Source organism: Variovorax sp. Varisp46 (genome assembly GCF_059491885.1).
This window is the reverse complement of sequence record NZ_CP168515.1, coordinates 1,546,065-1,559,414: the sequence shown is the minus strand read 5'-3', so window position 1 is coordinate 1,559,414 and position 13,350 is coordinate 1,546,065. Positions and strand designations below refer to the sequence as shown.

Here is a 13,350-nt window from a genome sequence, read left to right as displayed (position 1 = left end):
AATGGCAAGCCAAGAGGCGGATCAGCACTGGAAGATCGAAGACCTGGATTTCTCGCGCATCGCGCTCGACAAGGTACGCCCGGACGAAAATCTCTTCTATCTGGTGACCTCCGCCTCCTTCGTCGAGAGCGGCTCGGACCTCTACACACACAACCTGGTCGATTTTTTCCGGGGCGACGACGAGGTCACCGACTGGTTGTCGAACCACTGGGAACTCGAGGAACTGCAGCACGGCAGGGCCCTGCGCGCATATGTCCGCCACGTCTGGCCGGAGTTCGAATGGGATGTCGCCTATCAGGGCTTCCTGGAGGAATACGCGACCTACTGCAAGGTCGAGTTGCTGGCCCCGACCCGCGCCCTCGAAATGACCGCCCGCTGCGTGGTCGAGACCGGCACCGCCACCTACTACCGCGCCATGGCGCGCTGCACCGACGAACCCGTGCTGCGGGACCTGGCGACCCGCATCGCGACCGACGAGGTCAACCACTACAAGCACTTCTACCGCTTCTTCCGCCGCTACCGCGAGCAGGAAAAGCTGGGCCGCCTGCGCGTGATGGGCACCATCGGCCGCCGCACGCTCGAACTCAAGAGCGAAGACGCCGACTGCGCGATCCGCCACGTGGTGAAGACGCGCTCGCCCGGCCGCGCCACCGACACGGCCTACGTGCAGCAACTGAGCGCGGACATGAACAGCACCATCCGCACCAACCTGAGCCCCGGCCACACGCTCAAGATGCTGATGCGGCCTCTGGAACTACCGGCAAAGGTGCAGACGGTCATCCAGTACCCGATCATGCAGTTCATGCGGCACGTGTTCCTGCGCTGATGGCCGGAAAAATATTGCCAAATAGTTCACGTTTTTATGAGTGTCCTACGGCAACTGCCTATTTCCGACTGACACCCGGACCCCAGGGGGGCATCGACGATACCGATGCTGTCACGCAACAGGGCCCATAAAAGAAGAGCTCTCGGTCAGTGCCCAGAGCGCCCCTCCATGGGCTATTCGTACCCGCTTCGGCGGGTATTTTTTTGGACTCGCCCACGCATGGCCCAGAGGCCGCCCCCTGGCTCAGGTCGCCGAGGTCAGCCCGGGTTTGCGGGTTCCGTCCAGCGAATACAACTGCGGCCGCTCGTCGGCGGCGGCACCTTCGGCGGGCATTCCGTGCGCCACATTCTGCGGCTGGCGATAGAGCTCGTTCTCGAGACGCCTGACGCGTTCGGCGTACATCCTGGCGAGGGCGCTGTGATGCTCTGCCGCAGCCTGATGCTCGATGCGCGCCATCTGCGCCTCTTCCAGAAGTGCCGCCGCGCGCCGGAGATACGCGGTGTGAGTCGGGCGAAACAAGAAGTCGAACGTCATTTCACGCTCCTTTCCGCGAGGGTGCGGTGGGAAGCCATGTTCCTCCGCGCCAGCCTTCAAGTCTGTCGGAACACGCCTACCTTCGGGTTACCTGCTTTTGTTGCGGCATTTCCGCCCCTGCTCCCTGCCCGTGGCACGTTGTCCGTTCTTTGTTTGATCCGATGGCGACGAAGCTACCCCAAGTCCGACCGCTTGCAATCCAGGACCGTGCTCGTCTCGATCGTTCGCAGTGCCGGCACCTTGCCGACGAACGTCACCCCGGCACGTATCAGGCGCCACTCCCCTGCCTTGAACAGCTTGAAGAGGTGCGTAACTTCGTCACTCGCGGCGGGAATGGCGTTGAACACGTAGACCGGCTCGCCCCCCTGGGTCTCGTCCATGCTCAGCAGCTCGGCCCTCATCTTGCCCATGGTGTCCGCGTCTTTCGTCCTCTGGCGAACGACGTCCATGTTGACGGTGCGAGAGTGCTCGTCGATCGAGATCCTGCGGATCCAGGGAGCCGGCCCTGCGCCGCTCAAAGCAGGCGCGCACACGATCGTTCCAGCGGCGCACGACCCGGCTGCCGCGGCGAGGAGCAGATGGACAGCCAGCCTGGTGGGTTTGAATTTCATGCTCGATATGGTGCCAGCCTCCTCCTTGGTGGGGTGGGCATCGAAGGACATGCCACCACAGTTCGAGCGGGAGGGAGCGGCCCGGCGCAGGCACGTTCTTCAGTAGGAGCCGGGCGGCGGCGTGTGCTTGAAACGTCGCGCCGTCGTCATGCTGATGAGCCGGGCGCGCGCGGCGCCGAGCCTGGCGCGCCCTGCACCGACCATGCCGCCGAGGGCCGATTTGACTGCGTCCGCGGTGGGCGATTCCCTCGGATACGAGGGGGACAGGCCGCACTTGCGCATCAGCCGGTTCACCTGATGGATGCGGGCAACCTCGCGCGTGGCAGCGGTGTAGAAGGTCACCCCGATCGAGATCGACAGGCGATCGCCTGGGCCAGCCCCGTCGACCTTGGACCTCGTCATGTGGGGCGAGGTGCTCGGGAAATAGATGGCATCCCCTGGCTGCGCATTGAACTCCAGCCCGCGCGGCAGGAACGCTTCGTCGAAACGCACTTTCTTGAGCGACTGCGTGACGATGAAGTCCTCCACGGCATCGGCCGGCACGATGGTGCGATCGCGGTGATCCCAGACGTTGAGGGTCTTGTGCCCATGCAACTGCAGCCAGAAGTTGTTCTCTCGGTCGATGTGAAAGGGCGTGACGGACGGCGGCGCAGAGAAGAAGACGAATCCGTTCACCCTGAAGATGTCCGGCTGCTCACGTTCGACGAGAGCGCGCATCGAATTCACCACCGACATCAGCAGGGCCTGATAGCGGGGAATGACTTCGATGTTGTAGAAGGAAACCGACGAACCCGGCTCCTCCATGCGCTGGAAGAATTCCTCGATGCTGCGCCCGTCAGGATGCCGGCTGTCGTGCGCAAGCGTGGACGCGACCGTCCTGTCCGGGTTCATGAACCTGCATTGGTCCAGCTTCGAGAGTTCCATCCCGAGCTTCACGAGTTCGGGCACCTGAAACAGGGGATGCTCGTGAAAGTTGTGGTGCATCGGCGTGATCCTCTGGGTGGAGAAGCCGCCAGGGTCATCCGGCCACACGCGAAACGTCGTTTCCGAAGTCCCGACCCAATTCAAGTTGGTCACGCGCATCGCACCCTCCAGATCGCTTTTGGGCCCCTGCCGCCGAACCGAGGCTCGGGCAAGGCCTGCGAGCGAAAGTAGTACTTTCTGTTTCAATGCTGGATCGAATACCTGACCTCCACCTGACAACGGGAGGCTTGTCGGGAAAGTCCCTATGGCAGCGAGGAGGTTGTTGAGCGCGCGAGCCTTGAGCAGGCTGGGAAATACATACCGCCTGTACCCGGCGAGTAGGTGCGTTCGCTGCGGCGATGACATGGCCTGCGTAGCAGGCATGGAGCGGGTGAAGGGAATCGAACCCTCGTATGAAGCTTGGGAAGCTGCCGTTCTGCCATTGAACTACACCCGCGGCAGGCACGGATTCTACTGGCACTCCTGAGTGCAGCCCGAGGGCGGTTGTCCGCTCCGATCTCCTGGAGCAAATGAGTACGAACGAACACTGCAATCGGCAACTCAGCGGCCCTGCGTCAGTCATTTGGCTATCACCCGTTCCGGCGATGTTTGAGCGCCGACGAAAACAGTACCCTCCCTCCTGCACGTTTAGTTACATTCAGCCTGTTTTGGTTGCATATCCATCGTTAGGAGAGGTTGGGACATGAACACTGTGTACCGCAGCATCTGGAACGCTGCGCTCGGCGCCTGGGTCGCCGTTTCGGAGGTTTCGCATCGGTGCGGGCGGCGCGCTTCTTCGGTCGCTGCCGCCGTGTGCTTGCTGGCCTTGGCTGGCCTGCCGGCAGGCGCCTGGGCGCAGGCCAGCGGCGGTACTGCATTCGTCGCGGGCGGGGGTACTGGCGGCCGGGGCGGTGCTGGAAATGGCAGCGGCGGCGGCGGCGGCTACATCGGCATGTACCCCACCAGCAACGGATCGTCTCCATCGGGAGGCAGTGGCGGAGCCGGCGGTAACGGAGCGGCTGGTGCCGGCGGAGTCGGGGGAGCGGTGGGCGCGACCAGCGTCACGGGCTCCGTCGGCGGATCGTCGGGAAGCACCGGCGTTCCCGATCCCGATCCGATCTATGGGGCGGGCGGCGGCGGCGGCGGTGGTGCCGCCGTGTACACCTCTGGCACCTCCATCACCGTGACGGGCGCCACCACGCTCCTGGGGGGCAGTGGCGGCGATGGTGGCAGCGGGCGACTGGCCGGCGGCGGCGGCGGTGGTGGCGCGGGCCTTCAGGGTGTCGCCGCCAATGCGGTAGTCAGCAATGCGAGCCAGGCCATCGTCGGCGGCAATGGCGGCAACGGCGGTATCGGCCAATGGGCCGGCGGTGGCGGCGGCGGCGGAGACGGCATCGTGCTGCAAGGTGGGGGCGCCACCGTCACCAACACTGGCACGGCCACTGGCGGGAGCGGGGGGAATGGCGGCGTGGCGACCATCGGCGGCATGGTGGGCGGCGGCGGCGAGGGCGGCGCCGGCCTGGCGATGGAGTCCAGCGGCAACTCGGTGCTCAATACCGGGGCACTGGTGGGGGGCGCGGGCGGTGCCGGCGGCAGCAGTGCCGCCAATGGCATCGGCGGCGCAGGCCTGCGCATCCGCGGCAATGCGAACAGCATCGTCAACAGCGGCACCCTGACAGGCGGCATGGGCGGCGACGGCGTCACGCGCGGCGACGCGGTTCGCGTCACCGGCAACGACAACTCGGTCGAGCTGCAGAACGGCTCGGTGATCAACGGGACCCTGTCGGCAATCGGCACCGGGAACGTGCTGCGCCTCTCGGGCGTGGCGACCGACGGCACCACTTCGCTCGGCGCCGCGACCTATCGCGGCTTCGAGCGCTACGAGAAGACAGGCGCCAACACCTGGACGCTGACCGGCACCACCACCGGGCTGACGCCCTGGACAGTGCTCGGAGGCACGCTCGCCATCGCCGACGACGGCGCGCTCGGCGACTCGTCCGGCAGGCTCACGCTCGACGCCGGCACGTTGCGCTCCACCGGCACGACCACCGCCACGCGCAGCATCACCCTCGGAGCGGGCGGTGCGACCTTCGAAGTCGATCTGGTGCGTACGCTGACCCTCAACGGCACGCTCTCCGGTCCGGGCAGCCTGCACAAGACCGGCGCCGGCACGCTGGTGCTCAGTGCGGCCAACAACTACGTCGGCGGGACGGCCGTGGAGGCGGGCAGCCTCAATGCAGCCGCGACCGGCGCGCTGGGCAGCGGTCCTGTCTCGGTGGCGGCCAATGCCTCGCTGCTCTTCAGCGGCAACGCAGACGCGAGCGGACTGACCATTACCGCCGCCGAGCGCGGCGCCACCGGCAATGCCGGCTTCGTCCGCTTCGGCGGCACCACGTCGGCAGGCAATGCCCGTCTGGTCATGAACAACGGCGCGGCCGCCGAGTTTCGCGACAACGCCACCGCGGGCAACGCCGTCATCGAGAACCACGGTGGGCTGACCAACATCTGGTTCAACGCGACGGCCGGCAACGCGCGCATCACCAACTTCTCGGGCGGCCAGATCAACCTGCTGGACGACGCCAGCGCGGGCCAGGCGACCTTCGTCAACGAAAGCGGCGGGCTGATTGACATCTTCGACCGCGCGAGCGCCGGCCAAGCCACGGTGGTCAACAACGCTGGCGGGCGCCTGCGTATCAGCTCGCTGACCACAGCAGGAATCTCCATCGGCGCGCTGTCGGGCACGGGCGACGTGATTCTCGGCGCCAAGGCACTGACCACGGGCGGGCTGAACGCCAACACCGAAGTCTCGGGCGTGATCTCGGGCACCGGCGGCTCGCTGGTCAAGATCGGCACCGGCACACTGACGCTTTCGGGCGCCAATACCTATACGGGCGGCACCGCGCTGCGTCAAGGGCGCCTGAACCTCGGCCACAACCAGGCGCTGGGCACCGGCGCGCTGGCGATGGACGACGACACCACGCTGGGTTTCAGCGCCGATGGGTTGACGATTGCCAACACGATCCAACTGACAGGCAACAACGATCCGGTCATCGACACCGGCAGCTTCAACGAAACGCTGAGCGGCGCGATCAGCGGCGGCGGCTTCATCACGAAGCAAGGCACGGGCACGCTGACGCTCTCAGGCGCCAACACCTATACCGGCGCCACCAATGTGGCGCAGGGCACGCTGAAGGCCGGCGCCGCCAACACCTTCAGTGCAAGCTCCGCGTACAGCGTGGCTTCGAGCGCGACGCTGGATCTTGCAGGCTTCAACCAGACCGTGGCTTCGCTGAGCAACAGCGGCACCGTCTCGCTGGTCGGGGCGGCCGCGGGCACGACGCTGGCCCTCAACGGCGCCTACGTCGGCAACAACGGTGTGCTGAGGCTAGGGACTGCTCTCGGCAACTCGGGCTCGTCGGACCGCCTGATCTTCGACGGCGCCGCAGCGGTGGCCAGTGGAAAGACCAGTGTGCAGATCACCAATCTCGGTGGACTGGGCGCACTGACCAGCGGCAATGGCATCGAAGTGATTTCCGCACTGAACGGCGCCACCACGACGGCCCAGACCACCAAGGACGCGTTCTCGCTGGCCGGCGGCCACGTCGATGCAGGTGCGTACGAGTACCGCCTCTACGCAGCCGATGCCAAGGGCGCGGGGGAGAACTGGTTCCTGCGATCAAGCATCAATGCGGTCCCACCGGCGGCGCCCGCTGCGCCGGTAATCACCTACCGATCGGAAGCCTCGCTCTACGCGGCGCTGCCGAGCCAACTGCGCCAGGGCAATCTTGCGATGCTGGGCGACCTACGCAAACGCGTGGGGGACGACGACGTCAAGGGCAGCGCGGCGATGCCGAGCGGCTCGGATCGCCACGCCTGGGCGCGCGTGCTCTCCGCCGACATCGACGTCCAGCAAGGTGGCGCCGTCTCCCCCACCGGCAAGGGCCGGCTCACGGGCTTCCAGGCCGGCACCGACCTGCTGGCCGCGCCGAACTGGCGCGCAGGCATCTACGTCGGCCAACTCGACGGCGACGCCCGCGTGCGGGGCTTCGCCAGCGGTATCCAGAACCTGGCCGTGGGCCGCAACGACCTTCGCAGCCAGTATGTGGGCGTGTACGGCACCTACACCGGTGACAGCGGGTTCTATGCCGATGCGGTGCTGCAGTCGGGCCGCCACCGCTACACGGTCGAGCCGCTGCTGGGCCAGGGCGTCGGCGGCAAGGGCAACAGCCTGCTGGGCTCGATCGAGGTGGGGCAAGCCTTTGCGCTCGGTGGCAGCGGCTGGAGCATCGAGCCCCAGTTGCAGCTGATCCACCAGCACATGGATCTGAACAACTCCGCCATTGTCGGCGCCGTCGTCCAACCGCAGGCCGACAGCGGCTGGATCGCCCGCGCGGGTGTGCGGGTGAAGGGCCAGGTCGACACCGGCATCGGCATGCTGCAGCCGTACGGCCGCTTCAACGTCTACAGGAGCTCCAGCGGCGCGGACATCGCGCGCTTCGTGAACGGAGCAATCACGACTGACATCTCGGTGCCCACCGGCGGCGCGAGTACCGAGCTCGCGGGCGGCTTCACGCTGACCCTGGGCGAGTCGACGAGCCTCTACGGAGAAGTCGGCAAGCTCTGGGCGAGCGGCGGCAACGCCAGGGTCAAGAGCTCGGTCAATGGCTCGGTTGGCGTGCGCGTGAAGTGGTGATGAAGTTGCAGTTGCGGTGACGGTCAAATCCGGAGGCCCTACCCTGCCCGCCCCCGGAGGACCGAATGCCCAAACGCGGCCGCTCAGAACATGGAAGCCCGCGACGGCCAGCACCGGAACCTGGGAGAGCCCGACACTGATGTCCAGCCAGCACCAATAGCACGAGCGCGAGCTTCAGCCCGCTGCATGGGGCCTCGGGTAAGTCCCGATCATTTGATTAATCGAGTTAACTATTCTCCCGTTCGAACGACTCGCTTCCTCCGATTTCACGAGGGGGATCGGGCTGTGCGGGCTCGGAAACTAGTTAACAACTGGAGACAATCGAATGAGTTCCCCAATCCGGAGGCCGCTGCTGGCCTGTGTCGTCGCGGCGGCCGCCGCAAGCGGATGCGGAGGGAGCGACAGGGCGGCTTCCGCATTCACCCTGTTGCCGACACCAGCCCCGGCGCCCACTTCACCCCCGTCTGCGCCCCCGCCGTCGCCCGCGCCGGCACCCGTGGCACAGCCTGCGCTGCTCAACACGCCCGACGAGGCCGGCGGCTGTGCAGCGGTCGCGGCACTGGCGGCCGAGCTCTCGGCCGCGGGACGCACCGTGAGCATCACTTCGACCAAGATCGCGAAGACCACGGCGACCGACGCGAGCGGCAACCCGCAAAGCTACTGCGCGGTGGCCGGCACCATCAACGGCGGCCGCAAGGGCCTCCAGGCCGCGGGCCAGACCGACGCGATGTCGACCTATGCAATCGCGTTCCAGATCAACCTGCCGACGCGGTGGAACGGCCGCATGTTCATGAGCGGCGGCGGCGGCTCCGATGGCTCGGTGCCGGACACCACGGGCGCCATCAGCAACGGTGAAACCGTCCAGCCGCTGCTGTCGGGCTATGCCACCATCTCGAACGACAGCGGCCACAGCAACGCGACCAACAACGATCCGAACAACGCGGGCACGGCCTCCTTCGGACTCGACCCCGTGGCACGCGTCGATTTCGGCTACAACGCGATCGGCCAGACCAAGCAGCTCGCCAATCAGCTGGTCGCGCGCTACTACGCCAAGAAGCAGGACTACGCCTATTTCATGGGCTGCTCCGAAGGCGGACGCGAAGCGATGATGGTTTCGCAGCGCTTCGGCGACGAGTTCGACGGCGTGGTCGCCGGAGACCCCGGCTCGGATCTTCCGAAGGCCTGGCTCGCCGAAGCCTGGGACACGCAGCAATTCGCGGCTGCGGCGCAAGCGCAGGGCTTCCTGGAAACCACGGGCCCCGGCGCCTCGAACGCGACCCCCCTGATGAATGCGGCCTTCCAGCCCGCGCAATGGGCGGCCCTGCAGCAAGCGGTACTGGCGAAGTGCGATGCCGACGACGGGCTGGTCGACGGCATGATCAACAAGCGCTCCTGCACCTTCGATGTCAGCACCCTGGCCTGCGGCGCGCCGGGCGCACCAGGCGCGCCGGGCTGCCTCGTTCCGGCCCAGGTCACGGCCATGCAGAAGGTAATGGGCGGCGTGAAAAACAGCGCCGGCGACGCGCTCTACTCGGACTGGCCCTGGGACGCAGGCATCGGCGCCTTCGGATGGCAGATCTGGAAGACCGGATTCGGCTACCGCACGAGCGGCGCGAACGATGCGATCAACGCCACCCTCGGCGGCGGCGCGGGTCCGCTGATCTTCACCACCCCGCCCACACAGGGCCTGGCGACCGGCAACTCGCTGGTGCAGTTCCAACTGCGCTTCGACTGGGATGCCGACGCGCCGAAGATCAAGGCCACCGACGGAACCTACACCGAGTCGGCCTACAGCTTCATGGGCACGCACTCGACCGACATGTCCAAGCTCAAGGGCAAGGGCGGCAAGCTGATTCTTTATCACGGCACCAGCGACCCGGTCTTCTCTTTCAACTACACGGCCAAGTGGGTCGATTCGCTGGCCGGCAACACGGCGAACGGCACCGTGAAGGACTTCGTGCGGCTGTTCGCGGTGCCCGGCATGAACCACTGCTCGGGCGGCCCCGCCACCGATACCTTCCCGGTATTCAGCGCGGTGGTCGACTGGGTCGAGAAAGGCAAGGCGCCCGATCGCCTGATCGCGAGCTCGAAGCCCGGCAATCCCGACACCGCCGGCTGGACGCTGCCCGCGGGAGTGAGCTCGCGCGTGCGGCCCCTGTGCCCCTACCCGCAATACGCGCAGTACATCGGGACCACCGGCTCGGCGCCGGCGGCACTGCTGGAACAGAACGATCCCGGCAAGTTCGTCTGCGCCAACTGACGGCGGGCACTGCCGGCCGCGATGCGGTCGCCCGCCTGCCAGACGGGGTGCGATCGGTCCGGCCGGACCGCTACACTGGCCCTCTCCATGACGGCCCGCCCCCCTCCTTCTTCTTCCCATGAGCCCGCACGCCATCCCGACCGCAGCGGACTGGAAGACGAACGCATGCGCCGGCTGCTGGGCTACAGCCTCGTGCAGGCCACGATCCCCACGTCGACCCTCTACGAGAAGCACGTGGGCGAACCCTTCAACCTGCGGCGGGTCGAGTTCTCGCTGCTCGTGCTGGTCGACTCGAACAGCGATGTGACGCCCAAGCAGCTCGCGCGTGCGCTGTACGTCTCGATGCCTTATCTCACGATCACGCTCGATCGGCTCGAAGAACGCGGCCTGCTGAATCGCAGCCGCAGCGAGACCGATCGCCGCTCGGCGCACGTACGGCTCACGCGCAAGGGCAGCGATCTCGTCAAGAAGGCGGAGACCGTCGCGGCGAAGATGGAGGCCGATCTGCTGGCACACCTGACGCCCGGCGAGCGAGGGATGCTGTTCGAATTGCTCGAACGGGTGGCTGCGCACCGGCGGGTGTGAGCCCCGGGTTTCCCGCCGCTGCCTCTTCGTTCAGCTCACTGCCTTCGCCGCGAGCGCGCCCAGCGTGCGCAGGCCCTTCTCGATGCGCGCATCCCAGCCGTAGCCGCCGCTCAGGCGCATGCAGTGGGCATAGCGCCCGCTCGCCGAGAACACCACGCCGGGCGCGAAGCACACGCCCTTCTTCAGCGCCTGAGCGAACAGCGCCCGCGTGTCGAGCGCCTTGGGAAGTTCGAGCCACAGCACGAAATTGCCCGCTGGCCGAGTGATCCTGGTCCCCGGCGGAAAGGCTTGCTCGATCACGCGCGACATGTGCTCCAGCGTGTCGGCGAACTCGCGCCGCAAGCGGCGCAGGTGGCGGTCGTAGTCGCCGTTCGAGAGAAAGTCCGCAAGCGCAGCCTGCGTCAGCACCGGCGTGGCCAGCGTCGAGGCGAACTTGCTCTCGAGCACGCGTGCCATGTGGCGGCCCGGCACGATCCAGCCGATGCGATAGCCCGGCGCCAGCGTCTTCGAGAACGAACCGCAGTAGATGGTGTTGTCGTGGCGGTCGAGCGCGCTGAAGGGAATCGGGCGTTCCTCGCCGAAATGGATGTCGCCGTAGACGTCGTCCTCGATCAGCGGCACGCGGTGCTTCGCGAGCAGGCGCAGCACCTCGCGGCGATTCTCGATCGGCATCGTGAAACCCAGCGGATTCTGGAAGCTCGAAGCCAGCACGCAGGCGCGCACCTGGCCCGCGGCAAGCACGTCGCGCAGTGAATCGATCACCACGCCGGTGCCGGCGTCGGTGGGCAGTTCCACCACCCGCAGGCCGCGCATGCGCAGCACCTGCAGCAGGCCGAAGTAAGTCGGCGATTCGATGGCGACCGCATCGCCAGGCTCGGTGACCGCGTCGAGCGCGAGCGCCAACGCCTCGGTGCAGCCGCAGGTGATGGCGATGGCGTCAGGTGACAAAGCCTGTCCGAAGCGCATGGCACGGCGCGCGATTTCCATGCGCAGCGACAGTTCGCCGCGCGGCGGCGAGTAGGTGTTGAGCTGCGCGCCCTTCACACGCGCGGTGCGCGCGAGGATGCGGTCGAGCTTGGAGGAAGCGAGGATCCGCGCGCTAGGAATGGCGCAGCCCAGCGGCACGTAGGCCTCGTTCGATGCGTTCTCGAGCAGTTGCAGCATGAGGTTCGACACTGCCACCTTGGTCGGGCGCAGCGGCGGCCGCGTGGGTGCCGGCAGCGGCAGCGCCGTCGGTATCCGGGCCACGTAGTAGCCCGACTGCGGCCGCACCTCGAGCACGCCGCGGTCCTCGAGCAGCCGATAGGCCTGCACCGCGGTGCTCAGGCTGGTGCGGTGCTGCGCGCTGATCTCGCGCAGCGATGGCGCGCGGCTGCCCGCGGGCAGCGTGCCGCTCTCGACGAGGCCGGCGATGAAATCGGCCAGCTCTTCGTAGCGGAAGCGCGTGGCGGGCTGCGGATCGGCACCGCCGGCGGAATGTGTTTCGAGCGTCATGGCTTCAACTGTGCTGGTCGCAATTTCAGAAAACTGTGGCTGTTATCTTGAACCTGGAGCTTGCACCATCGAAGGCAGCTACACAAGACGGGTACGAGAAGCCATGGATCGATTTCCGGACAACGACATCATCTCGCTGGTCTCGAGCGCGCCGCGCCACGACCTGGCCGAGAGCGTGGGACCGAACCTCTGGCTCGGCGAACTGCTCGGCTCCAACCTGGCAGAGATCGGCGCGCTTCAGTTGGGCTACGGCACTGCGGCGGGCGGTGCGCAGCTGCGCACGCAGATCGCCGCGCGTCATGGCGTGGATGCCGACGATGTGGTCGTCACGGTCGGCGGCATGCATGCGCTGTTTCTCCTTGCCTTCACGCTCTGCGGGCCAGGCGACGAAGCGGTGATCGCCGAACCGGCCTTTCCGCTCGCGCGCAATACGCTCGGGGCGGTCGGCGCGACCGTGCGCTCGCTGCCGCTGAACTTCGACGCCGGCTACCGGATCGACCTCGAGGCGCTGCGCGCGCTGCTCTCGTCGAAGACCCGCATCGTGAGCCTCGCTTCGCCGCAGAACCCCTCGGGTGTCGCCATCCCGGCGTCGACGCTGCGCAAAGTGGCCGAGCTGATGCGCACGCATGCGCCCGATGCCTGGCTGATCGTCGACGAGACCTATCGCGAGGCGGCCTACGGCGACCACTCCACCTTGCCCAGCGCCAGTGCATTGGGGCCTCGGGTGGTCACGGTGGCATCGCTCTCCAAGTGCCATGGCGCCGCGGGGCTGCGCATCGGCTGGGCGATCGTGCGCGACGCGGCGCTGCGGCAAGCGCTGATCACGGCAAAGTTCAACACCGTGATCTCGTGCTCGCCACTGGACGAGGCACTGGCGGCCACGGTTCTGAAGCAAGGGGAGCACATCGTCGGCGCGCGGCGGCGGCATCTCGCGCACAACCTGGGGACGCTCGAGGCCTGGGTCGGCCGCCACGCCGCGCGGATCGAATGGGTGCGTCCGGACGCCGGCGCGCTGTGCTGCGTGCGGCTGAAGCCGCAGGTGTATGACGATGCGGCGCTGCAGCGCTTTCAGGCGGCACTGCATGAACGCGGTGTTCGGCTGGCGCCGGGCCCCTGGTTCGGCGACCAGCCCCGTGTGTTCCGCCTCGGCTTCGGCCTGGCGACCAACGCCGAGCTCGCCGCCGCGCTGCACTGCGTGGGCCAGGCGCTGGAGTGGGCCGCGGCCTGAGGTCTTGCTCGGCAGGGGCCCGCCGTGCTATGGCTGCCTGGATTTATGCACTTTTCTTCTGAAATGCCACCCAGAAAGCAAACCCATCGCGATACCAAACCACGTCCCGGGGATGAGTGCGATCGCAAGCGTCGTCATCAACGGAACGGAAACAAG

At 67.0% G+C, this 13,350-nt stretch carries 9 protein-coding genes and 1 tRNA gene; 5 read left to right on the top strand and 5 right to left on the bottom strand.

The genetic code is table 11. The features are described from left to right. Position 1 precedes the first annotated feature (1 nt). On the top strand, positions 2-826 hold the full coding sequence (locus ACEN9N_RS07360) for a ferritin-like domain-containing protein (RefSeq protein WP_413312073.1): 825 nt from the start codon (positions 2-4) through the stop codon (positions 824-826). 243 nt (positions 827-1,069) lie between these two features. Here ACEN9N_RS07360 and ACEN9N_RS07355 read toward each other — a convergent pair whose 3' ends face one another. From ACEN9N_RS07355 to ACEN9N_RS07340, 4 genes are all read right to left on the bottom strand, one after another. After that, positions 1,070-1,360: a hypothetical protein gene (locus ACEN9N_RS07355; RefSeq protein ID WP_007834733.1), complete on the bottom strand. Its 291-nt coding sequence runs from the start codon at positions 1,358-1,360 to the stop codon at positions 1,070-1,072. Positions 1,361-1,533: 173 nt separating this feature from the next. Further along, positions 1,534-2,022 (bottom strand): hypothetical protein, encoded by a 489-nt coding sequence (locus ACEN9N_RS07350; protein WP_495655766.1) that lies wholly within the window; start codon positions 2,020-2,022, stop codon positions 1,534-1,536. Positions 2,023-2,070: 48 nt separating this feature from the next. Continuing rightward, positions 2,071-3,054: a JmjC domain-containing protein gene (locus ACEN9N_RS07345; protein ID WP_413312077.1), complete on the bottom strand. Its 984-nt coding sequence runs from the start codon at positions 3,052-3,054 to the stop codon at positions 2,071-2,073. A 263-nt stretch (positions 3,055-3,317) separates the two neighbouring features. Further along, positions 3,318-3,391, bottom strand: a tRNA-Gly gene (locus ACEN9N_RS07340). A 246-nt stretch (positions 3,392-3,637) separates the two neighbouring features. Here ACEN9N_RS07340 and ACEN9N_RS07335 point away from each other — a divergent pair. From ACEN9N_RS07335 to ACEN9N_RS07325, 3 genes are all read left to right on the top strand, one after another. Further along, positions 3,638-7,627, top strand: coding sequence for an autotransporter outer membrane beta-barrel domain-containing protein (locus ACEN9N_RS07335; RefSeq protein WP_495655765.1), 3,990 nt, complete (start codon positions 3,638-3,640; stop codon positions 7,625-7,627). Between the two features lie 325 nt (positions 7,628-7,952). Next, a complete protein-coding gene (locus tag ACEN9N_RS07330) occupies positions 7,953-9,887 on the top strand; it encodes a tannase/feruloyl esterase family alpha/beta hydrolase (RefSeq protein ID WP_495655764.1) in 1,935 nt (644 codons plus the stop codon). Between the two features lie 87 nt (positions 9,888-9,974). After that, on the top strand, positions 9,975-10,472 hold the full coding sequence (locus ACEN9N_RS07325; RefSeq protein ID WP_495655763.1) for a MarR family winged helix-turn-helix transcriptional regulator: 498 nt from the start codon (positions 9,975-9,977) through the stop codon (positions 10,470-10,472). A 30-nt stretch (positions 10,473-10,502) separates the two neighbouring features. Here ACEN9N_RS07325 and ACEN9N_RS07320 read toward each other — a convergent pair whose 3' ends face one another. Further along, the gene (locus ACEN9N_RS07320; protein ID WP_495655762.1) at positions 10,503-11,966 is read right to left on the bottom strand and encodes an aminotransferase-like domain-containing protein; all 1,464 of its coding nucleotides are present in this window, start codon (positions 11,964-11,966) and stop codon (positions 10,503-10,505) included. A gap of 103 nt (positions 11,967-12,069) precedes the next feature. Here ACEN9N_RS07320 and ACEN9N_RS07315 point away from each other — a divergent pair, with 103 nt between their 5' ends. Continuing rightward, positions 12,070-13,194: a pyridoxal phosphate-dependent aminotransferase gene (locus ACEN9N_RS07315; RefSeq protein ID WP_495655761.1), complete on the top strand. Its 1,125-nt coding sequence runs from the start codon at positions 12,070-12,072 to the stop codon at positions 13,192-13,194. Positions 13,195-13,350: the final 156 nt, after the last annotated feature.

Excerpts from the sequence above, each read along its gene's own strand:
- ACEN9N_RS07360 (WP_413312073.1), top strand. The coding sequence starts at position 2 with ATGGCAAGCCAAGAGGCGGATCAGCACTGGAAGATCGAAGACCTGGAT.
- ACEN9N_RS07355 (WP_007834733.1), bottom strand. The coding sequence starts at position 1,360 with ATGACGTTCGACTTCTTGTTTCGCCCGACTCACACCGCGTATCTCCGG.
- ACEN9N_RS07350 (WP_495655766.1), bottom strand. The coding sequence starts at position 2,022 with ATGTCCTTCGATGCCCACCCCACCAAGGAGGAGGCTGGCACCATATCG.
- ACEN9N_RS07345 (WP_413312077.1), bottom strand. The coding sequence starts at position 3,054 with ATGCGCGTGACCAACTTGAATTGGGTCGGGACTTCGGAAACGACGTTT.
- ACEN9N_RS07335 (WP_495655765.1), top strand. The coding sequence starts at position 3,638 with ATGAACACTGTGTACCGCAGCATCTGGAACGCTGCGCTCGGCGCCTGG.
- ACEN9N_RS07330 (WP_495655764.1), top strand. The coding sequence starts at position 7,953 with ATGAGTTCCCCAATCCGGAGGCCGCTGCTGGCCTGTGTCGTCGCGGCG.
- ACEN9N_RS07325 (WP_495655763.1), top strand. The coding sequence starts at position 9,975 with ATGACGGCCCGCCCCCCTCCTTCTTCTTCCCATGAGCCCGCACGCCAT.
- ACEN9N_RS07320 (WP_495655762.1), bottom strand. The coding sequence starts at position 11,966 with ATGACGCTCGAAACACATTCCGCCGGCGGTGCCGATCCGCAGCCCGCC.
- ACEN9N_RS07315 (WP_495655761.1), top strand. The coding sequence starts at position 12,070 with ATGGATCGATTTCCGGACAACGACATCATCTCGCTGGTCTCGAGCGCG.